The sequence below is a fragment of the Brachyspira sp. SAP_772 genome, from assembly GCF_009755885.1.
Lineage (GTDB): Bacteria > Spirochaetota > Brachyspiria > Brachyspirales > Brachyspiraceae > Brachyspira.
In genome coordinates, this window is the sequence record NZ_VYIX01000001.1 from 454,648 (window position 1) to 477,722 (window position 23,075).

Sequence of the window (23,075 nt, forward strand, 5' to 3'; positions counted from 1 at the left end):
GTAAATATGAGAAAACCAATACCGTATAAAAAACCAGAAGAAAAAAAGAAAATAAATAAAAAAAATGTTGTATTATTTATATTGTTTGAAATAATAATAATAATACTTGCTATTGTAACTACTGCTATTATTTCTTTATTATTCACTATTACACCTTATATAAGTGCGGGCATTAGTGCTTTGATACTTATTTTGTTTACTATTTTTATATCCAAAGAGTTTTTGTTAAAAATTAAATAGATAGTAAGTAGATAATATGTAAAAAAAATGTCCTTGACAAATCAAACATATATATTAATATTATAATAAGAGGTATTTAAAAGTGGTTGAAGCAAAAATACTTAATTTGGCTATAACAGATAAATATTTCGTTGTAATGTTAAAGCCAGAAAACACTGAAAAAGTTATTCCTATATCTATAGCTACCCTAGAAGCTCAAGCTATTATGACTAGTCTTATAGGTTATAAAAAAGAAAGACCTCTAACTCATGATCTTATTAATAAAATATTTAATACTTGTAATATCAAATTGCTTAATGTAATTATAGATAATATACATATGGATACTTATTTTGCTAAATTAGTTATTGAATATGATAAGAACAATGTTTTTATAGATTCCAGACCTTCTGATGCTATAGCATTAGCTTTAGAGTTTAAATGTCCTATTTATGTAGAAGAGCATGTTATAGAAAAAGCTGGTATTATACTTGAAAATGGAGAAGATACTCCTGCTGTTCCTTTTGTATATCAGAGATTTGATAGTCATGATGACGAAGAGGTTTCTCATTTAGATAATAATAATGCAGTAAATAGTAATATAAAAACTAGAGAAGAAATACAGAGATTGTTAGATCAGGCTATAAAAGAAGAAAGATATGAAGATGCTGCTAGATATAGAGATGAATTAGACAAACTTAATTAATTTATTTATTAGCTAATAAGGTTTATAAAAAATGAAAAAATATGTAATAATATTTTTATTTATTATTTCTTTAATAGTATATTCTAAGCCTTCTGATAAAATAAAATTTGATGAAACAGAATTAACCCCATTAGAAGAAGATTTCTTTACCAAAATAGATAATGGTAATACAAATGATATAGAATTGTATTATGATGGCTTTATTATAGCATCTGGAATTACTGATGAAGATGAGTTTAGATTTTACAGAACTAAATTAGATGATATTAGAAATATGGCAAAAGATGAGCTTTCTCAGTACACAGATGAAGGGGCTTATGATTTTGGAAATAGACTTTTACTATGGATATATGATAAAGGCATATTAAAAAAATATTTTGAAACTTCTACTTTGTTTCAGGACATGATTTCTAAGGGTGAATATAATTGTTTAAGTTCTTCTATACTTTATTATCTTCTTTATAGCGAATTTGGTTATGAAGTTAAAGGAGTATTAACTTCAAGTCATGCATTTTGTACTGTTTATACAGAAAGAGGGCCTATTGATGTGGAAACTACTTTAGCTAGAGGCTTTAATCCGGGTACTAAAGAGATAAGAAATACAGGAAGCTCTACAATAGTTACTTTTGTGCCTAAACAAAATTATAATAATAGAAATGAAGCTGATATTCTCACTTTAATAGCAACATTATATCCTAATTCAATTTCTCTAAGAAAAATAGAAAATGACTTAGATAAGCAATTAACTATGGCTAAAAAGGCTTATTATTTATCTCCATATACTGAAATGTATAATGATAATTTAGTTAATGCTTTTAATAGAGCAGCATTGGAGGCATTAAGAAAACACAATTATGAAAAGGCATACACTTATCTTAAAGAAGCATATGAGTTTAACCCTAATAATAGTATGACTAAAAAAAATACAGAGCATTATTATAATACTATAGGGGCAAGTTATTTAAATCAAAAAGATTTTCCTTCTGCTATAAATATATATAAACAAGGAATAGAAGATTTGGGAGAAAATACTACTGTATTAAAAAGAAATCTTAAAGTGTCTTACTATAATTATGCTGTTACTGAGTATAATAGCAAAAGATATAATAATGCTAATACTATAATAGAAGAAGCTTTGAAAATATTCCCTAAAGATGCTGATTTTACAAGACTTCTTAGATCTATACCTAAATAATTATTATGAGATTATTAATTATTGTTTTATTTGTTTTTTTTAATATCAATTTTCTTTATGCACAAGAAAATTATAATTTAAATAAAAGATTTAGAATAATAAGAAAGTTTGATAATTTGCTTTCATCAGATAATAAAGAATATATTTTCTATATAGATGCTTCCTATTTGTTTTCGCCTGAAGGTAAATTAATCTATAGTAATAATATTTATACAGCACAAAAGTTTTTAGAAAATGATTCTAATAATATGGTTTATAGCGGAATAATAAAATCTAGCACTCCTCCTGAAAACTATGTGTATATGCTTCTTCATAAGAGATTATATGATTATATATCAAAAAATAAATCCAGTTATATAGATAAATTAATGGAAACTGATTTACAAACATTTTATGATAATATAAGAGAATATATATACAAAGAAGAAATATATACTGGTAATTTTAAATATATAAGATTTTTAAATAAAACAAAATATAAATACTATACAGGTAAAGATTAAAGATTAAATAATTTTTTTATTTCTGCTGTATTATATTTTGCAGTGCCTCCTTTTAATTGTATCATTTGTTCAGATACAGCTGATGCAAAATCAAGCACTTTTCTTATATCTAAATTATTTAAAATAGCATAGCTTAAAGCAGCTGCAAATGAATCACCAGCACCAACAGTGTCAACTACTTGTACTTTGTTTGAAGGCTTAAATATATATTCATTGTTATAAAATACAGAAGCTCCCTTTGAGCCAAGTGTTAAAAATATATATTCTATGTTAAAATCTTTATATAACATTTTTAATAATTTTTCATTATCATTTTCTAATGTTGGATAGAATATATTTTTTATAGTATAAAGTTCATCATCATTTATTTTTAATATATTTATAAACTCTAACGCCTCTTTTATCTTTTCTTTGGTATAATAATTCTTTCTAAAAGTTACATCGCATATTTTATATTTTGAATCAATACTACTATATATCTTTTTTATAGTATTATATGAACATTCACTTCTTTGAGATAAAATATTAAAATAAAATAAATCGTATTTTTCTTTTAGAGCATTTTCTAATTTTTCATTATATTCTATATTATCCCAAGCTGCATCCTCATGAATTATATAATCAGGTACTTTTTTTTCATTGAGAAATACAGTAGCTTTTCCAGTGTTATATTTATTATTTATTTGTATTAGCGAAGAGTCAATATTTTCTTTTTTTATAAAATCAACAGCATCATTACCGAATTTATCATTACCCAACGCTGTTATAAACTTTAATTTATCATCACTATTTAAAAGTCTAGATAACTGAATTGAATAATTAAAAGGCGCTCCTCCAATTACAGATATATCATTATATACATCATATAAAAGTTCACCAAATGTAAGTATATTGAACATCTTGCATTATCTCCTTAAAAAGTTATTTCTAAAAAAAACTATTTATTAGTGTCTCTATTAGGAGCTCTAAGATTTAGCCTTATTATCTCTTCATTAGATATTGTAGTTCCAGCCTGAGGGCTATAATCATAAATATATCCTTCACCTTGAACTACTATTTTAGCATTGTTATTAGAAACTATATAAGATATATTGTTTAAAGCATCTCTAAGTGAAAGACCATATATATTAGGCATTATGTTATTCGTATAAATAATATTATCTTTTGGCACTAAAGATAAAAATTCGTTAGTGTTTATAGTATGTATTTCCCCGTCAACGAGTCCTAAATATGGAATAATCTGATTAGCAACCTGAGCAAAAAGCGGAGCAGCAACTCTTCCAGCAGCAAGTCCACCAGAGCCTTTAGGGTCATCTAATAAAACCAATATAGAAACTTTAGGGTCTTCTAAAGGAAATCCGCCTATAAATATAGATTGATAATATTTTTCAGCTCTATTTGTTGATCCTGCTCTATATACTTCTGTAATTGCAGTACCAGTTTTTCCAACAACATCTATATTAAGCAAATTAGCTCTGCTTCCAGTAGAACCTGATTCAACACCTTTTCTAAGTAAAAGTCTTGCTATTTGTGAGTATTGTTCATCTATTATTCTTTCTTTTTGTAAGTTATTTGTTAATATTAATTTTCTTTCTCCATCATAAATAGAATCTACAACATGCATTTGAACTTTGTATCCGCCATTTAAAAGCGGTAAATATGAAGAAGCTATTTGCATAGGTGTTACACTCAAATCATAACCTATTGCCAAATAACCGCGTGAAAACCTATGCCAATCTTGTAAATCATGATATATTCCAGTCCATTCATTTTTATATTTTCCCATTACATCTGTAGCGTCACCAAATCCAAATCTTTTTAAATATTCATATAAGAACTTTTTATCCACTCTCTCAGCAACAGTAACAACAGCATAATTGCAGCTATATTTTAATATATCATTAAAGGCTATTTTTCCATGCGGATAATCGCAGTGTATGCGGGTTTGTTTACTATAATCATAATATCCATTACAATGAAAAAGTTCATCAGTATTAACAACTCCCTCTTCTAAAGCAGCAAGTTCTACAAATATTTTCATTGTAGAACCCGGATAAATAGTGCTCATTATACTTCTATCTAATCTTTCATTATTAACATATATAAAGGGGTTATTTGGGTCAAAAGATGGATAAGAGTAATTGGCTATAATAGCCCCAGTATTTACATCAGACACTATAAAAGTAACAGATTGCGGAGATTTTTCTGCTACAGTTTTTAATACCTCATTTCTTACTATGGTTTGTATATCTCTGTCAAGAGTTAAAACTAAATCCTTTGATTGTCCATTTACAGAAGTTAATACATTTTGATAAGTAGCTTCTAGTCCAGCATATCCTTCTGTTCCAGATTTGTTCATATAGCCTATAACATGGGCAAATATATCACTATACGGATAAAATCTCTTATAGCTTTCATTTCCATAAATACTTCTAATATTATACTTATCTTTTACTTCTCTTATTCTATTATAAACATCCAAACTAACATTTCTTGCTAATCTTATAGTTCTTCTTTTCTCTCTTAAAAGTTCTGCAAATCTTTCTTTTGTTATTCCTAGTAATCTTAATATTTCATCATATCCTTCGTTTACGTTAACACCTTCTTTCCCATCTAATTCTGCTACAGACTCCGTATCTATATATACAGTATATGCTGGTATATTAATTGTAAGCGGATTCATTTTAGAGTCATAAATAGTACCTCTTGGTTCCTGTGAATCATTGGCGGTTTGAGTGGACTCTCTTTCTTTGATAGTTAATACGTAAAGCTTTTGAGTGAGCATAATTACGATAACTAAGAAGAATATTGCAAAAATATGTATTTTTTTCATTATGTTAACAATAATTTAGAAAAATGAGGCGGCGAACGGATTCGAACCGATGAATAAGAGTTTTGCAGACTCCTGCCTTACCACTTGGCTACACCGCCATATATTTTGATTGTGATAGTATATAACAAATAAATTAAAAAGTCAATAGATATATAAAATCTTTTAGTATAATAATTACATAATATAGTTGTCATATTAAATACTTATGCTTTTACTATATTTTTATATTGATAATTTTACAGTAATGTGTTATAATTATTTGAATATATTTCTATAAGGATAAAATTCTATGGCTGTAAAAAAGAATAATAATGATAATACTGAAGAGAGAAAATATTCTACACTAACAAAAGATATTCTAAAAAGAGTTGATCATATTTCTATAGAAAATGAATTAAAAGAATCTTATTTAAATTACGCTATGAGTGTTATAGTGTCAAGGGCTTTGCCTGATGTAAGAGACGGACTTAAGCCTGTGCATAGAAGAATACTTTATGCGATGTATGATGCTAATCTAACACATGATAAACCATACAAAAAGTCTGCTGCTACCGTTGGTGAAGTGTTGGCTCGCTATCACCCGCACGGAGATGCTGCTGTTTACGGCACTATGGTGAGAATGGCACAAGACTTTTCTATGCGTTATTTGCTTGTAGACGGACAGGGTAACTTTGGTTCTGTGGACGATGACCCGCCTGCTGCTATGCGTTATACTGAAGCGAGAATGACTAAATTCGCAGAAGAAATGCTTAACGACATAGAAAAAGAAACTGTTAAGTTCGTTCCAAACTTCGATGATTCAAGAACTGAACCTTCTGTACTTCCTGCAACAGTGCCTCAGCTTTTAGTTAATGGCAGTATGGGTATTGCTATTGGTATGGCTACTAATATGCCTCCTCATAACTTAAAAGAGGTCGTTAATGCTGTTATTTATTATATAGACCATCAGGATAGCGAAATTAAAGACTTGATGCGTTATGTACAAGGACCTGATTTCCCTACTGCTGGTATAATATATGGTAAAGAGGGCATTAAAGAGGCTTATACTACTGGTAAGGGAAGAATAAAATTAAGAGCTAGGCTTGAAATAGAAGAGACAAAAAAAGACAGAGAGGCTATTGTTGTAAAAGAGCTTCCTTATGGTGTTGTTAAAACTAATTTGCATGAAAAGATTGCTGAGTTGGTTAAACAAGGTAAAATTGAGGGTGTTGCTGATATTAGAGATGAGTCAAGCAATAGGTCTGGAATTAGGCTTATAATAGAGCTTAAAAAGGGTGTTGCTACTCAGATTGTATTAAATCAGCTTTGGAAGCATACTGACTTAGAAATTACTTTTGGTATAATTAACCTTGCTTTGGTTAATGGCGAGCCTAAAGTATTAAACTTAAAAGAGCTTATAAAATATTTTGTTGATCACAGAGTTGAAGTTATAACAAAAAGAACAGAATATGATTTAAATCAAGCTAAAGCAAAAGCACATATATTAGAAGGCTTATTAATAGCTCAGGCTAATATTGAAGAGGTTATAAGAATTATTAGGCAGAGCGAAAACACTGAAGCTGCAAGAAACACTTTAATGAGTAAGTTTAAACTATCAGAAAAACAAGCTCAAGCTATACTCGATATGCCTCTTAAACGTTTAACTGCTTTAGAAAAACTCAAAATAGAACAAGAATTACAACAATTAAGAGAGTTTATTGCTTATTGTGAAGATTTGCTTGCTCATCCAGAAAAAATACTTGCTGTTATTAAAGATGAACTTAAAAACATAGCAGAAAAATATGGCGATGACAGAAGAAGCGAGATAATAGGCAAAACTAATGATACTGAAATTGATGAAGAAGATTTGATTCATGATGAAGATGTGGCAGTATCTATCACTACTCAAGGCTTTATTAAGAGAGTACCTGCTTCAAGCTATCGTACGCAAGGCAGAGGCGGTGTAGGTGTTCAGGGCGGTAAATCTCAAGGTGAACATTATATAGAACATTTATTTGTTGCTTCTACTAAAGATTATTTATTTATATTCACCGACAGAGGTAAGGCTTTCTGGATGAAGGTGCATGAGATTCCTGCTCTCACAAAAACTTCTCAGGGTAAAAGCATCAAGTTTATACTCAATTTGGCACCAGATGAAAAAATTACAAGCTACTTTACTGTATCTGACTTTAACCCTAAACAATCTATTATAATGGTTACTAAGATGGGTACTATTAAAAAGATGGAGCTTAAACATCTTGAGAATGCTAAGAAGAGGGGTATACTTGCTTTAACATTAGAGAATAATGATGAGCTTATAGGGGTATCTGCTGTTGAGAGCGGCGATGACTTTATTATGACTACTGCTTCTGGGCTTGCTTTAAGAATAAATGAGCAGAAAGTAAGAAATATGGGAAGAGCTGCTGCTGGTGTTAAGGGCATTAGTTTAGATGACAATGATATTTGTGTATCTGGAAACGGTATACATAAGGGTGAATCATTAATAGTTATCACTGAAAATGGTATAGGTAAAAGACTTTCTTCTAAGCAGTTTAATGCTAAAGGCAGAGGCGGAAAGGGTCAGATTTATATTAAACCTGATAATAAAACAGGAAATGTTGTTAGCGTAAAAACTGTGGGTGATAAAGATGAGATAATGGTTGTTACTACAGATGACATGACTATAAAAATAAAAGCTGATTCTATACCAGAGTTGGGAAGAAACGCTAAGGGTGTAAAAATAGTTAATATTTCTGACGGTGCTAAGGTAAGCGATTTGGCTGTGGTTCCTGCAGATAGCGAAAAATAAAATAAAAAATAAATATTATTAAAAAGCCTGTATTTTTTAATATGGGCTTTTTGTTTTACTACTCTTAAAAGTAAAAGTAAGTAAAAAAAGTATAAAATTTATAAAAAATTAGTAAAAAAATATTAAATTTTTATAAAAAAATATTAAAAAACTTTACAAAGCATACTCATTTGTGTTATAATATATGCATAAACAACAATGAAGGGGAGAAAATCCAATGAAAAAATTTTTATTAATAATATCTATTATATCAATGGCTGCTATTTCTTGTAGCAATGGAACAGATCCTAATAGTGGTAATATAGGTATAAGCGGAAATGTTCCAAGTATATACAAAAACCAAAAAAATGGTGATTCAGTTTCATCATGGATAGGTACTAAAGAAGGTACTGATCAAGCAACTAAATCTATAAGTGCTTCTTATCAGCAAATTCAAGAGCAAGCTTCAACTGCAGACATTGATTTACTTACTAGATTATACTCTACAACTTGGTATCAAACAGAAATGGACTATGATGATGGAAGAGAAGAAACAGAAACTACTTTTGTTTTATTTAATGAAGATTCTTCAAGACTAGAAACAGAATATGAAACAGGAGATAAACCAGAAACAGATTATTATACTTTAACAGTTGTAAAGAGTGATATAAATACTCCTACAGATATGGCTTATTTGGCAAGTGATTCTAAAAAAGATCAAGCAAATAGAAATGCTGTAATAGTTAAAGTAGAAGAAAAAGGCGATGATGATGTTGAATATGAAGGTTATTATCTTTATGACAGAGACACTCTTTTTATAGTTGATGGTGATAGACAAACAAATGTAGAAACTAGATTACAAGCAATAATAGATCAAGTAGAAAGAGAGGGCTCAAGTGCTAATATTAGAGCTGATAAATACACTCTATATGTTAACAAACAATAAATTTGCTTAATTAAAGTAGAAAAATGATTTACTTTTATAAATAGTTTTAGAGGCTTAAGTGGTATTGATTGCCCTTAAGCCTTTTTTATTGCATTTATTGCCTTATTTAAAACCTTTTGGGATTAATAAATATTTATATTGTTTTTATTTTATTGTTTGTATGTTTTTTTGTTTTACTAGTCTGAAAAGTAAAAATAAGTAAAATATATAAAAATATAGTAAAAAATAATATAATTTACTAAAAAAATAGTAAAAAAAACTTAATTTTTTTAAAAAAATAGTAAAATAAACTTTACAAAGAGTTGTGTTTTGTTTATAATATATACATAAATAACAATAAATAATAATGAACAACAATGAAGGAGAGAAAAATGAAAAAATTTCTATTAATATTGTCAATAATATCAATGGCAGCAATTTCATGTGCTAATAGCGATGGTGCAGGCGGAGCTACAGAGTCTACTGTAAGCAAAAATATACCAAGTATGTCTAAAAAAGATTTAAGAGGTACATCAGTAAATAGTCAGCAAAGCCTAGCTCTTTCAGTATCATCACAAGCTACAGGTGATAACGCAACAACAGATGGTACAACTTCAGGTGGTACTATTACAGGTCCTACTGATGTTACAACAGGTAATATCACAACAGAAGAAACAGAAGAAACTGGTACATATAATTTATTAGAAAGATTATATAGCACTGCTTGGGTAAGCGTAGAAAATGGTTGGGACGATGGAAGACCAGAAACAGAAGAAACTTATATTTTCTTTAATGAAAATTCAGAAATGGTTGAAAGAGAATTTGAAAATAGCGTATTAGACGGCAGAGATGAATATTCTACATTACAATGGTTAAAAGATATACAAGTACCAGCTGGTAGCGGAAATATAGTTGGTACAGTAATGCCTCTTCCAGAAGTAGGTACTGATTATAGCAGAAATGCTTGTATGGTTCAAAATACAGAGAAGGATGATGATAGAGATAGTGAATATGAAATATATTTTATGACTGGTGAAGGAAATGAAAGAGTTTTATATGTAGTTGATGGTGATTATGAAGAAGATGTACTTAAAGAGTTTAAAGAATTATTAGTAGATATAGCTAAAGGTAGAGTAGATAGTGATAATAGATATGTTTTAGCTAAAGCAGCAAGACAATAATTTGCTCTTAAATAGTTTTATAGGCTTAAGTGGTATTGATTGCCCTTAAGCCTTTTTTATTGCATGCTTATACTTCTATTATAATTAAGTTTTTTATTCAACTTTTTCCCGCCTTCGCTGTGCGGACTTCGTCAAAGTTTTCGCCCTTCGGGCACGCTTCGCGAAAGTGCAAACGTTTTAGCTTTGTATGTTTGGAATATATAAAGCTAAAATAATATTTATATTTTGTTATATATAAAAAGCTATACTTCATTAAATGCAGTCCTTTTGCTTCTTTGGGTTACGCCTCCGGCACTTCCTTCAGTCGCCCTGAAGGACTCCCTTCGGTCGCAAAAGAAGTGGGGGTGTGGGGGCAAAGCCACCACAAATCACAAACTTAAAAAAAATTGTCATATAAGTTTTTTATTTTATTCAACTTTTTCCCGTAGCAAAAAGTTGCAAAAAGTACAAATACTACAACTTTATATTTTACAATATATCTTCGATGTAATATAACATCTAAAATTTAATGTACACCTAAAGGTAGATTTCATAAAATGCAGTTCTTTTGGTTCTTTTATACCAATACCGAAGGCACTTCCTACGGTCGCCCTGAAGGACTCCCTTCGGTCGTAAAAGAACTGGGGTGCTACCCTAAGGGCACGCTTCGCAGGGGGCAAAGCCCTGCAAATAATAAAATATTATTAAATTATTTAATATGTTTTACTGCAAGTTTAATAGCTTTTATTGCTCAAAGAAATTGTTCATATCTTTAAAAATTTCTTTTATGCTTGCTCTCAATATACTTGCATTTGGAAGTGAGTTTATAAACTGCATGCCGTAATTTTTGGTATATAGTCTTTTATCCAATACAAACACTATGCCTCTGTCTTCTTTGCTTCTTATAAGTCTTCCAAAACCTTGTTTGAACTTTATAACAGCAAAAGGAAGAGCATAATCCAAAAATGCATTTCCTCCATTTTCCTCAATATATTTATATCTTCCTTCACTTATTGGGTCTGTAGGAACGGCAAATGGAAGTTTTGGTATAATTACAGCTTCAAGATTCTTTCCTGCAACATCAACACCCTCCCAAAAAGAATCTACTCCAAATAAAACATTATTTTCTGATGCCTTAAACATATCAAGTAAAGTATGTCTATGTATTGAAGAAGTTTGTGCAAGGGCATTAATATTTTTTTCTTTTAGCTTATCAACAGTAGTTTCATAAACTTTCATTAAAGAGGAGAATGCTGTAAAAAGTATAAATGCACGCCCCCCTGTAATATCGCATACATTAAGAAGCACTTTTGATGTATAATCATTAAAACCATCACTTGCTGGGTCTGGTGAATCGGTTGATATATAAAGTCTTGCGTTGTTTCTATAATTAAAAGGAGACTCTAAATATATTTCTATCTTTTTATTTTTTTCTATATAGTCAAAACCAAGTCTATTAGAAAAGAAATTAAAACTCTTTGAAACTGTGAGGGTAGCGGAATACATAGCAACAGTATCAAATCTCAAATATAAATAATCATTTAAATTTTTAGCTACTGTAACAGGTGTGAGATGCCAATTAAGTATGAGATTTCCTTTTTTAGTTATTCTTGCTTCAACCCATCTTATATATTCATCTTTTTTATAATCTATTGCTGCATTGAGTGAAATTAATTGTCTTTTAAGTCTTTCAAGATAGGCATTACTCATCTGTGCTATCTCTTCATAATCAAATCCCTTATCTATTGCTATATCAAAGAATTTTTTATAAAGTTTATCGCATGCATTAACTAATGAAGTGATAACTAAAACCATCTCTCTTAAAGGTTTAATTCCTTCTTCTTTCCATTTATTATTAATTATTATTTCTGGGCATATTCTAAATTTAAATCCTAAACCTTCTTTTGTTTGTATGTTTTTATGGCAGTAGTTTAAAAATTGTTTTGAAGATTCATCTACTACATTTCTTACTCTTGAAGTTGTTTCATGTACAGTATTAATTAGTTCTAATAATTCTCTATAATCGTCTACTTCTATAGAAGATTTATTTTGATTAACCATATTATTAATAGTTTCTATTACGCCGAGTCTTTTATTTTTCTTTATTCTTGATATATAAAAAAGAGCCTTTAATATGCCATTTTTACTTCCCTCATCTCCAAAATAACTAGAAGCAGAGTTTTCAAAATTATGAGCTTCATCAATTATCACTTTTGTATATTTTGGAAGTAGGCTATATCTGCCTGAAGTTTCTGCATGCAAAGATAAATCTGCACATAGTATATGATGATTAACTATTAATAATTGTGCTGCATTAAGCTGTTTACGCATTTTATAAAAATAACAATCTTCTAAATATTCACATTTTCTATGAGTGCAAGTGTCTGTATCGCAGGCAACCATTTCCCATAATTCAGATTTTGGTTTGTAGCCCAAATCTGTAATAGATCCGTCTTTTGTAATGTTGAGCCAATTATCAATATCTGCAAAAAATTCAATTTGGTCTTCAAAATCTAATTTATCAGTATCATTCAAAGCATCTTTTACTTTTTTAATGCATACATAATTGTTACGCCCCTTTACTAAAGCATATTTCACATTTGGAGCTATAGCATCTATTATAGAAGGTAAATCTTTATTTATAATTTGTTCTTGCAGGTTTATTGTATTTGTTGAAACTACTATTCTTGTTTTATTTTCTTTAAGCCATAATAAAGCAGGTATTAAATATGCAAATGATTTACCTATTCCAGTGCCTGCCTCGGATATTAAATGTTTATTTGTATTAAAAGCTTCTATTGTAGCTTCTACAAGTTCTGTTTGCTCTTGTCTGTATTCATATTTTTTTAATATTTTACTTAAAAGACCATTTTCAGTGAACATAAATAATGCATCAGGAGCATCTATATTTTTTACATTCTCTTTTCTAATTGGCCTTACAACTTCATAAAAATCATCAACATCATTGTTAACTATATAAAAACCAACTCCAGCATTATTTCCCAATTCGCTTGCTATAGCCAAATCTGCCCTTGAAGGAGTAAGCTGACCTGATGGGTGATTATGTATTACAGCATCAAACTCTAATGAAAGCGATATTATAGCAGGTACAGAATCTTTATTTCCCCTTGCCATTACTTCTATATAATCTAATATGCCGAAAGAATTAAAATTGATTCCAAAATATACTTCATTGCCATAGGAATCAACTATAGATTTCCTCATAAAATTTATTGCTTCTAAAGAGAAGACATTATTTATTTCAACATCATATTCACTCATTATTGAATGATAGTATATTATATTAAAATCTTTGTCAAATTATATTTTTTATTATTATTTTTATTATGAAATATATTGATTTAAAATAAATAATATATTATACTTATAGTATAAGCTAAAAATACTTAGTTAAAAATATCTTTGAATATGTTCGAGTTTAATTCGGAGGTATTTATCATGAGTATTTTTGATGGCTTAAAACTTAATTGGCATTTTATCAATAACTGCAATATGCATTGTAAGTTCTGTTATGCTTCAAAAGATTCGTGCAATATAAATTTATTCAAAATAGCTGAAAAACTTAAACCGTTTAAGTATATAAACTTGGTAGGTGGTGAGCCAACTATATACAAAAACTATATTCCTTTAATATATTATCTAAAATCACAAGGACATGTATTAAGTATAGTAAGCAATGGTTCAATGTTTTTAAAAGACAACTCTATACTAAGAGCAACTTTAGAATGCTGCAATGTTATAGGTTTAAGCATAGATTCATTAAACAAAGAGACATGTATAAAAATTGGAAGAAGTGTAGGAAATAGTAAACCTATAACAGAAGAAGAATATCTATATTTAACTTCCCATATTAAAGAAAGCGGAAAAGAGCTAAAGATAAATACTGTTGTTAATAGATACAATTATAAAGAAAATCTAAACTCATTTATAGAAAAAGCTCTCCCTAACAAATGGAAAATATTTCAGGTACTTCCTATAGAAAATCTTAATTCCTGCAAAGAACTTTTAATAAGTGATGAAGAGTTTAATTATTTTTTGAATACTCATGCTGAAAATGAAAAAATAATCTACAGTGAAAACAATGATAATATGACTTCGTCTTACATAATGCTTGATGCTAAAGGTAGATTTTTTAATAACATTGACAATAAATATATTTACTCAAGGAGCTTATTTGATGATAATGTTGATTTAGAGGAAGAGTTTTTTAAAATGAATTACAGCATAGATAAATATTATGAGAGATACAAAAGAGCTAATTGATGAAATATATTAGTGTATAATTTTATAAAAGGAGAGAGAAAAATGGAAAAATTATATTATGATTTTGATGAAAAAAATTTAAATAAAACATTGGAAATGGTTGAAAAAAACACAGAAGAAAATTATAAAAACTTCTTAAATAATGTAAATTATATAGGTGATTATAAAACAAATGTTATTAGATTGTGTGAAGATCTCAAAATGATTTTTAATATGTATGAAGAAAATAGAATAAATATTTCAACTATGGTTCAAATTATAAATATAAGGTATAAAAAACATTTAAAATATAAGCTTGCTATGCATGGAAAAGTATATTATGACACTGTGCTATTTTTTTCATTAATAAAAATAAAAAAATGCATGGAGAAAAAAAATACTGAAGACATCAATATCTATGAAATGATAGTTTATTTATATCATAGCTATTTAAATAAACATATTGACACTATGAAATTTGATCTCAATTTAATAAAAGAAGATGATGATATATTGAGCAGAGGATCCCCAAGCCTTATTGATCATTATTCTTACAGATATTATTTAGATGTAAAAGATGAAATTATATCAGTATTAAATGATATTGATAAATACATATCAGATATAATAAGCAGAATAAAAGAATTTGACAGCAATAATAATTTAATAAATTATATAACCGCTGATGATACTCTTAGTTACCAAATAAGTAAATTTGAGAAAATGAAAAAAGTATTAAATAAATACCAATATTATAGTGAATATCTAAAAAATAGATATCATATAATAGATGAAAAAATTCAATATATATATTTTTGGAAAGAAGAGTACGATATATTAAATAATTATAATAATACATTACATATAAAAAATATAATGGCTCAACTTTATTATAAGAGATATAAAAGGACTAATGATGAAAAAGATAAAGTTAGGGCTAAAAATATTAATGATGAAAAAGATAAAGTTAGGGCTAAAAATATTATTGAAGATAATATAAGAAAATTAGAAAAATATGATAATTTAACTATTGATGATATATATAAAGTATTTGCTAATACATTTGTATATACATTGTTTAATATATATACAAATTATTCTGAAATAGAAAAAGCCATATCAATTTTTACTAAAAAAAGTATGGAAGTAAAAATGATTGATAAAAATGATAAAAATATAATGGAGTATTTAGAAAAAGAAAGGCTTGCTATTCTTTATATATTTAATATGATGCATGAATACCCAAATGAAAAACTTCAAATCATTATGGATATATATACAAACATAAATATTAAATATTTGAATAGAATAGAAGATAAACAAATTCGTCTATGCAAACTTGGTGAACCAGTTCAGTCTGAGAATGAAACATATTTTAAAATCATACCAAATTATGATATAGTATATAAAATTATTGAAGATATTCAGAGAATGTACTGGTTTTATTATGATCTATGTGATTTAAGAAAAGAAAAAAATTATTATATAAAATTAAATGATTCTCTTTATCAATATTTAATACAGTTGTTTGATAAATATATATTTAGTAAATCATATAATTTAGAGCATAATGAAAATATAGAATATCAAATTTGTGATGTTATTATATTTATAATAGATTTTATAAGTAAATTTATAAATATAGATGATTATAAAAATAAATTAGAACCTTTATTAATAGCATCTTTGTATTATCTCAATAAAGATAATACAAAAACTCTTATAGATATTTTTAACAAAGAAGATTTTAATAACTATAAACTAATAATTAGCTTAATAAATGAATGTGCGAAATCTAAAGTTTTAAAAGAAGATACCAAAATAGAAAACAAAAATGTATTAATAGATATTTATGAGATTATGAGCAACACAAGAAAAGAACTTGTAGTTATGCGTTTATTTGATTATGTTAGAAATGCTGATGCCTATGCCCATAGAGAAATTGATGAAGATACAGGAGAAGAAGTTACTGATAGATATGCTAAATGGAAAGGAGAAAATTTAAATCTAAAATATAATAATAAAGAATATGTATTATGCTATCATTTTCATTCATCAAACAAAATTGAAAAAGATGAAAATGGAGATATTATAAAAGATAATAGAGGAAAACCTTTAAGAAGACTGCCTGATAAAAATTGGATAGCTATTAATCAGATAAGAGATTCATTAGCTCATAGGGTTAATGAAAAAACAAGTGATGTTAATGAAGAAATAATAAATGCTAAAAAAGCAAGAGAGTTTATTGATAAAAATTATATCGCTATATTAGAATGTTTATTTAATGTAATAAAAGAAAATAATTTGCTTACAGATGCACAATTCAGAAGCGATGAGTTCTAATTGAATATTTTTATAAAGGTATTAATTACTTTTTTAATTAATACCTTTAATTTTATACATTGTTTTAATTTATTTTTCAAAAATATAATTTTTTATATTATGGCTTAATTAATTTTGTACTTGCACTTTTTGGTTCTTTAACGAAGTCCGCACCATGACCGAAGGAAGTGCCTGCGACCGAAGGAAGTCCTTCAGGGCGACTGAAAGAAGTACCTTTAGGTATGGGTGCGAAGGCGTGAAAAAAGAACAAGAGAAAAATTGATAAATTTAAAAAATTTCAGTATATACTATATTAGCTAAATATATTTCCAAGTGTAGCCTTTTTTCATTTCTAAAATTTCATTAACAGTACCTTTTGCAATAATCTCTCCGCCGTTAGTGCCGCCCTCTAATCCTAAATCAATTATATAATCAGCAGCTTTTATAACATCAGGGTTATGCTCTATTATTATAACGCTATGTCCTTTTTCTACTAATTTGTTTAAAGCTATGAGAAGTTTATTAACATCATCGAAATGAAGTCCTGTAGTAGGTTCGTCTAATATGTAAACTATATGCTCATCGCCTTGTTTTTTTGCTAACTCTGTTGCAAGTTTTAAACGCTGTAATTCACCTCCAGAGAAAGTGTCAAGCCTTTGAGAGAGTTTTATATAACCAAGCCCAACCTCGCTCATTATAGATAAAGTTTTTGTAATTGATTTATCAAAGTCAAAAAACTCTATTGCCTCATCAACGGTGAGTTCTAATACTTCGGCTATGTTTAGAGATTTAAACCTTACAGATAAAGTTTCATCATTATATCTTTTACCTCCGCAAGCCTCACAAACTATTTCCATGTCTGATAAGAAGTGCATTGCAATTTTTCTTATACCTTTACCTTCGCATATATTGCATCTTCCTTCTTTGCCGTTATATGAGAATCTGCCCGGAGAAAAAGCCTTTGCTTTTGCTGTAGGAGTTTTTGCAAATATATTTCTTATTTTATCAAATACTTTACTATAGCTTACTAATGTACTTCTAATAGATCCCACTATAGAAATTTGATCAACCAATATAGTATCAGAAACAATGCTAGGTATTTCAACACTTTCAAATTTTGAGTATTGATTGAGTCTGCGTTTTTTTAGAGCAGGGTAGAGGGTGTCTATTATTAATGATGACTTACCGCTTCCAGATACTCCAGTAACTGCTACTATCTTTTTAAGCGGTATATCAACATCAACATTTTTTAAATTGTTTGTTGAAACATTTTTTAATTTCATGCATTCAGTCTCTTCGTTTCTTATAGCAGTTTTTTCAAATACTTTTTTTCTCTCGCTTAAATAATTTCCTGTAAGTGAATTGTTATCTTTTAATATATCATCGTATTTGCCTTGAAAAACTACTTCCCCTCCAAAAGCACCAGCGAAAGGGCCCATATCTACAATATTGTCAGCAGCTTTCATTGTGTCTCTGTCATGCTCTACTATTACAAGAGTATTTTTTAAATCTCTCAATTCTTTTAAAGTATCAAGCAAATGATTCGTGTCTCTTGGGTGAAGCCCTACAGTAGGCTCATCTAATACATAAAGCACGCCTGTAAGTTTAGAGCCTAATTGACTAGCAAGTCTTATTCTCTGAGCCTCTCCTCCTGAAAGAGTTGCATATTTCCTGCTTAAAAGTAGATATCCAAGTCCTACTTTATCTAAGAAACTTAATCTTGTTCTAATCTCTTTTATTGCTTCTTTTGATATAGTGTTTTCTCTTTCGGTTAAAAGGTTTGGAAGTTCATCAAAGAAATTAATAGCCTCTTCTACTGTCATGGCACATACTTGGCTTATGTTTTTATTTTGTATGGTGTAAGACCTTATTATTTCATTTAGCCTCTCTCCATGACATGAATCACACTCCTCATCAATAAAGAATTTACCAAGGGATTTATCTTTCCATTCTGAATAATCTTCACTTGTAACATCATTATTAGAATGCCACTGAGTAATAACATTTCCTACAGAATAATCGCCTCCAAAGAAGAATGTATCAATAACTTTTTTGTCCAGTTCATTGAAAGGTGTTTCATACAAATCTTTTTTTGTTATGCCGTTTCTTTTTAAAAATCTCATTAAAGAATCTGTATAATATTTTCCCGGAGTAGAAAACATATTATGAATAGCAGTGTCTAATGCTCCGTCAAATAATGGTTTTGTGCTGTCTTTTATAGCTAAGTCTATACTAAATGTAGGTTTACTTCCAAGCCCCTTACATTCTTCACAGTATCCCCAATGCGAATTAAATGAAAAATGTCTTGGGGTCACTTCAAAATCAAATAATATTCCATGAAGCAAGCAAGCTGGGAATTTTGTATGGAAACTTTCTTTTACTATTATTCCCTGAGTTGCTTTTATATGTGCTACTCCGTTTGATAAATCTATGGCCCTTTCAATTGCATCTGCAATTCTTGCTCTTTTATCTTTTCCAACAACAACTCTATCAATTACTATGCCTACAGAATATATCTCTTCTTTTGATAATTCTTTAATGTCTTCTTCAGTGATATCATCTATAACATAATCATTATTGTTAATCTGCATTCTCACATATCCTGCTTCTCTTGTTTTCTCTATAATCTTTTTAATATCCTTCGCATCATTGTCATTAAAAGTAAATCTATGATTAAATGAGCTATGATATAAAGGAGATATTATAACAAGCTTATTCTGCTCCATAGTATCAACAATTTCAGTAGCAAGTATAGAAGGAGTTTCGGCTTTTAGAGTATCTTTATCAGAGCAATGAGGGCAATGAGGTTTAGCGAGTCTTGCAAAAATTAATCTGAAATAGTCATAAATCTCCGTAACAGTTGCCACAGTTGAACGAGGATTTCTGCTTACATTTTTTTGGTCTATTGCAATTGCAGGTGCTAAGCCCTCTATCTTGTCTACATTAGCATCTTCAAATCTTCCTAAAAATCTTCTAGCATAAGTAGAAAGCGATTCAACAAATCTCCTTTGACCTTCTTTAAATATAGTGTCGAATGCAAGAGAAGTTTTTCCGCTTCCTGATACCCCTGTGATAACATTTATTTTATTTTTTGGGAGTGTTAAACTTATATTTTTAAGATTATGTTTGTTAGCTCCTTTTATAATAAGAGAAGTGTTTTCTTCTTTTTTTGTTTTCTCTGTTTTTATATTCTCTTTTTTCTTTTTTGAAGGTTTTAATATTTCTTTAAGTTCTTTTGCTGTGAGAGATTCTTTTACTTTTATTATATCTTCTGGCTTACCCTCAGCAACAACTCTTCCTCCCTTATCTCCGCTTAAAGGACCCATATCTATGATATAATCAGCACATTTAATAACGTCCAAATTATGCTCTACAACTAAAACAGTATTTCCTTTCTCAACAAGTCCGTCCAATGCTTTTAATAATTTTTTTATATCCTCAAAATGAAGTCCTGTAGTAGGCTCATCTAATATATATAAGGTGTTTCCTGTAGATATTTTATGAAGTTCGCTTGCAAGTTTTATTCTCTGAGCTTCTCCTCCTGAAAGTGTAGTTGATGGCTGACCTAATTTAATATATCCAAGTCCTATATCTTCCATTATTTTTAATATTCTTGTGATTGAAGTGATGCCATCAAAAAATGCAATCGCTTCAGATACACTCATCTCAAGAACATCATAAATAGTTTTGTCTTTATATTTTACATCTAAAGTTTCTGCATTAAATCTCTTTCCGCCGCATTCCTCGCAAGGCACTAATACATTAGAAAGAAATTGCATCTCAAGTTCTATAACTCCAGCTCCTTCGCAAGTTGGGCATCTTCCTGTTTTTACATTGAATGAAAATCTTCCCTTATCATATCCTCTCATTTTTGCAAGTTTAGTAGCTGCAAATAAATCTCTTATAGGCGATAAAACTTTTGTATATGTTGCAGGGTTACTTCTTGGTGTTCTTCCTATAGGAGATTGATCAACTTCTATAACCTTATCAATATTTTCAAGTCCTTCTATTTTTTTATGCTCACCAGCTGTTAAAGTCTTACCATAAAAATGATTATGCAATGCACGCATTAAAATGTTTTCAACTAAAGTAGATTTACCGCTTCCTGAAAGTCCTGTAACTACAATAAATAAACCCAAAGGAAACTCAACATCTATATTCTTAAGATTAAATTGATTAGCCCCAATTACTTTTAAAAACTTTCCATTTCCGTCTCTTCTTGTTTTTGGAATTTCTATATCATCATCGCCACGTAAATATTTAGCAGTGTATGATTTATCAGATTTTATAAACTCTTCATAATCACCAATTCCAACAACTTCCCCTCCATTAACACCAGCATTAGGACCTATGTCAATTAAATAGTCTGATTCTTCCATAGTTTCTTTATCATGCTCTACAACTATAACTGTATTATTTTTATCTCTTAGTGTCTTTAATGATTCAATTAATTTTTTATTGTCCGATTGATGAAGTCCAATTGAAGGCTCATCAAGTACATAAAGCACACCTTCAAGTCCGCTTCCTATTTGTGATGCTAATCTTATTCTTTGAGATTCGCCTCCTGAAAGAGTAGGGGAAGAACGTTCTACTGTTAAATAGGTAAGTCCTACCTTTACTAAAAATGTTAATCTATAAATTATCTCTTTTACTATAGGAGCACCAATTACTTCTTCATTTGGTTTTAATTTTAACTTAGTGAAATAATCATATAAGTCTTCTATAGTCATTGAAGAGAAATCGGCTATAGTTTTACCGTTAAACTTTACTGACAAAGCATCATCATTAATTCTCTTACCCTTACATTTAGGACATTCAACTTCGTCCATAAAATTAGCATAATAATTCATTTTATAAGTTTCGTAGTCATATTTTAATCTGTCTAAAATTCCGGGAACTCTCTCTTCTACCATTTTGCTATGATACCAAGATCTTTTTCTCCATTTTACTTCTTTATCAGTGCCGTAAAGTAAATATTTTTTTTCTGTTTTAGTTAAATCTTTCCAAGGCTTTTTTAAATCTATTTTATAAGTTTTAGCAATCACTTCTAATTCATCAGTACCATATTCCATATCAAAACCAATATGATCATCTACAAAACAAGATAAAGCTCCTTCATAAATATTTAAATTCTCATCTCTTACAATATGCTTTTCTGTAAATACATGCTCAACCCCAAGCCCTCCGCAAACAGTGCATGCTCCCATTGGGTTATTAAACGAAAATAAATTAGGCTCAATATCTGCAATAGAGTGTCCGCAATTTGCACAAGACCTTTCAGTTGTATAGAGTTTGTAATATTTATCTATTTCAAACTGCTTACTCATTTTTATTTTTTTCTTTTTAGTTTTTGTATCTTCTTCAGCATTCTCTGCAGTTTGTATTTCTAATGCTTCCTCACTTTTTTCATGCTCTTCATAGAAAGCCACTAAGCCTTTTGTTATTCTTATCGCCCTCTCAATGTCGTCTGTAATTCTTGACAAATATTTATCTTCAACTTTTATCCTATCTATAACTATTTCTAAAGTATGCTTCTCATATCTTTTTAATTCTGGTATTTTATCTTCATCAAATTTATAAACTATATTATCAATTCTTATTCTAGGGTATCCTGCAAGTTGTACTTCTTCAATTTCCTTTCTATACTCTCCTTTTCTATCCCTTACAATAGGAGCAAGCACTAAAATTCTTTTTTGAGAAAACTCTCTTAAAACACTTTGTGCAATTTGGTCTTCACTTTGCTTAGAAATTTTATGCCCGCATTTAGAGCAATACGGCACTCCAAGCCTTGCAAAAAGTAGTCTAAAAAAGTCATAAATCTCTGTAACAGTACCCACCGTAGAGCGAGGATTTTTATTTACACTTTTTTGGTCTATAGAAATAGTAGGAGATAGCCCTTCAATATGTTCAACATCAGCCTTAGCCATAACACCCAAAAACTGTCTTGCATAAGCTGACAATGATTCTAAATATCTTCTCTGCCCCTCTTTAAAAATAGTATCGAATGCAAGTGAGCTCTTTCCGCTTCCTGATACTCCTGTTAAAGTAGTTAGAGTTTTATGAGGTATTGAAAGTGATATATTTTTAAGGTTATGCTCTTTAGCACCTCTTATTTCTATAGCATTATTAGACATTAATTAATCCTTTTTAAAAAAGTTAAACAATTATAACATAAAATCTAT

General features: G+C 29.0%; 13 protein-coding genes and 1 tRNA gene. 9 read left to right on the forward strand and 5 right to left on the reverse strand.

The features are described 5' to 3' along the window. Positions 1 to 6: 6 nt before the first annotated feature. The 4 genes from GQX97_RS02010 (at position 7) to GQX97_RS02025 (ending at position 2,623) form a co-directional block, all read left to right on the forward strand. Complete coding sequence (locus tag GQX97_RS02010) at positions 7 to 240, forward strand: hypothetical protein (RefSeq protein WP_157150293.1); 234 nt, start codon at positions 7 to 9, stop codon at positions 238 to 240. Between the two features lie 82 nt (positions 241 to 322). Beyond that, positions 323 to 925: a bifunctional nuclease family protein gene (locus GQX97_RS02015; protein WP_157150294.1), complete on the forward strand. Its 603-nt coding sequence runs from the start codon at positions 323 to 325 to the stop codon at positions 923 to 925. Between the two features lie 31 nt (positions 926 to 956). Then, entirely contained in the window at positions 957 to 2,120 is a 1,164-nt protein-coding gene (locus GQX97_RS02020) for a M48 family metallopeptidase (protein ID WP_157150295.1), read from the forward strand. A gap of 5 nt (positions 2,121 to 2,125) precedes the next feature. Continuing rightward, positions 2,126 to 2,623 (forward strand): hypothetical protein, encoded by a 498-nt coding sequence (locus GQX97_RS02025; protein WP_157150296.1) that lies wholly within the window; start codon positions 2,126 to 2,128, stop codon positions 2,621 to 2,623. On the opposite strand, the gene GQX97_RS02030 is transcribed toward GQX97_RS02025, so the two are convergent. From GQX97_RS02030 to GQX97_RS02040, 3 genes are all read right to left on the reverse strand, one after another. Next, positions 2,620 to 3,522, reverse strand: coding sequence for a carbohydrate kinase family protein (locus GQX97_RS02030; RefSeq protein WP_157150297.1), 903 nt, complete (start codon positions 3,520 to 3,522; stop codon positions 2,620 to 2,622). The genes GQX97_RS02025 and GQX97_RS02030 overlap by 4 nt on opposite strands. A 38-nt stretch (positions 3,523 to 3,560) precedes the next feature. Then, the gene (locus tag GQX97_RS02035; RefSeq protein ID WP_157150298.1) at positions 3,561 to 5,408 is read right to left on the reverse strand and encodes a penicillin-binding protein; all 1,848 of its coding nucleotides are present in this window, start codon (positions 5,406 to 5,408) and stop codon (positions 3,561 to 3,563) included. A 74-nt stretch (positions 5,409 to 5,482) separates the two neighbouring features. Continuing rightward, positions 5,483 to 5,554 (reverse strand) — tRNA-Cys (locus GQX97_RS02040). 191 nt (positions 5,555 to 5,745) lie between these two features. Between GQX97_RS02040 and gyrA the strand changes: the two genes are divergently transcribed. From gyrA to GQX97_RS02055, 3 genes are all read left to right on the forward strand, one after another. Continuing rightward, on the forward strand, positions 5,746 to 8,244 hold the full coding sequence (gyrA, locus tag GQX97_RS02045) for a DNA gyrase subunit A (protein WP_157150299.1): 2,499 nt from the start codon (positions 5,746 to 5,748) through the stop codon (positions 8,242 to 8,244). Positions 8,245 to 8,461: 217 nt separating this feature from the next. Then, positions 8,462 to 9,169 carry a hypothetical protein gene (locus GQX97_RS02050; RefSeq protein WP_157150300.1) on the forward strand — a complete coding sequence of 236 codons (708 nt, stop codon included), beginning with the start codon at positions 8,462 to 8,464 and terminating at the stop codon, positions 9,167 to 9,169. Between the two features lie 371 nt (positions 9,170 to 9,540). Continuing rightward, a complete protein-coding gene (locus GQX97_RS02055; RefSeq protein WP_157150301.1) occupies positions 9,541 to 10,329 on the forward strand; it encodes a hypothetical protein in 789 nt (262 codons plus the stop codon). A 723-nt stretch (positions 10,330 to 11,052) separates the two neighbouring features. Here GQX97_RS02055 and GQX97_RS02060 read toward each other — a convergent pair. After that, on the reverse strand, positions 11,053 to 13,590 hold the full coding sequence (locus GQX97_RS02060; RefSeq protein WP_157150302.1) for a helicase C-terminal domain-containing protein: 2,538 nt from the start codon (positions 13,588 to 13,590) through the stop codon (positions 11,053 to 11,055). A gap of 177 nt (positions 13,591 to 13,767) precedes the next feature. Between GQX97_RS02060 and GQX97_RS02065 the strand changes: the two genes are divergently transcribed. Then, a complete protein-coding gene (locus GQX97_RS02065) occupies positions 13,768 to 14,592 on the forward strand; it encodes a viperin family antiviral radical SAM protein (RefSeq protein ID WP_157150303.1) in 825 nt (274 codons plus the stop codon). Between the two features lie 42 nt (positions 14,593 to 14,634). Continuing rightward, positions 14,635 to 16,914 carry a hypothetical protein gene (locus GQX97_RS02070; protein ID WP_157150304.1) on the forward strand — a complete coding sequence of 760 codons (2,280 nt, stop codon included), beginning with the start codon at positions 14,635 to 14,637 and terminating at the stop codon, positions 16,912 to 16,914. A 296-nt stretch (positions 16,915 to 17,210) separates the two neighbouring features. Here GQX97_RS02070 and uvrA read toward each other — a convergent pair whose 3' ends face one another. Beyond that, entirely contained in the window at positions 17,211 to 23,027 is a 5,817-nt protein-coding gene (uvrA, locus tag GQX97_RS02075) for an excinuclease ABC subunit UvrA (protein ID WP_157150305.1), read from the reverse strand. Positions 23,028 to 23,075 lie beyond the last annotated feature (48 nt).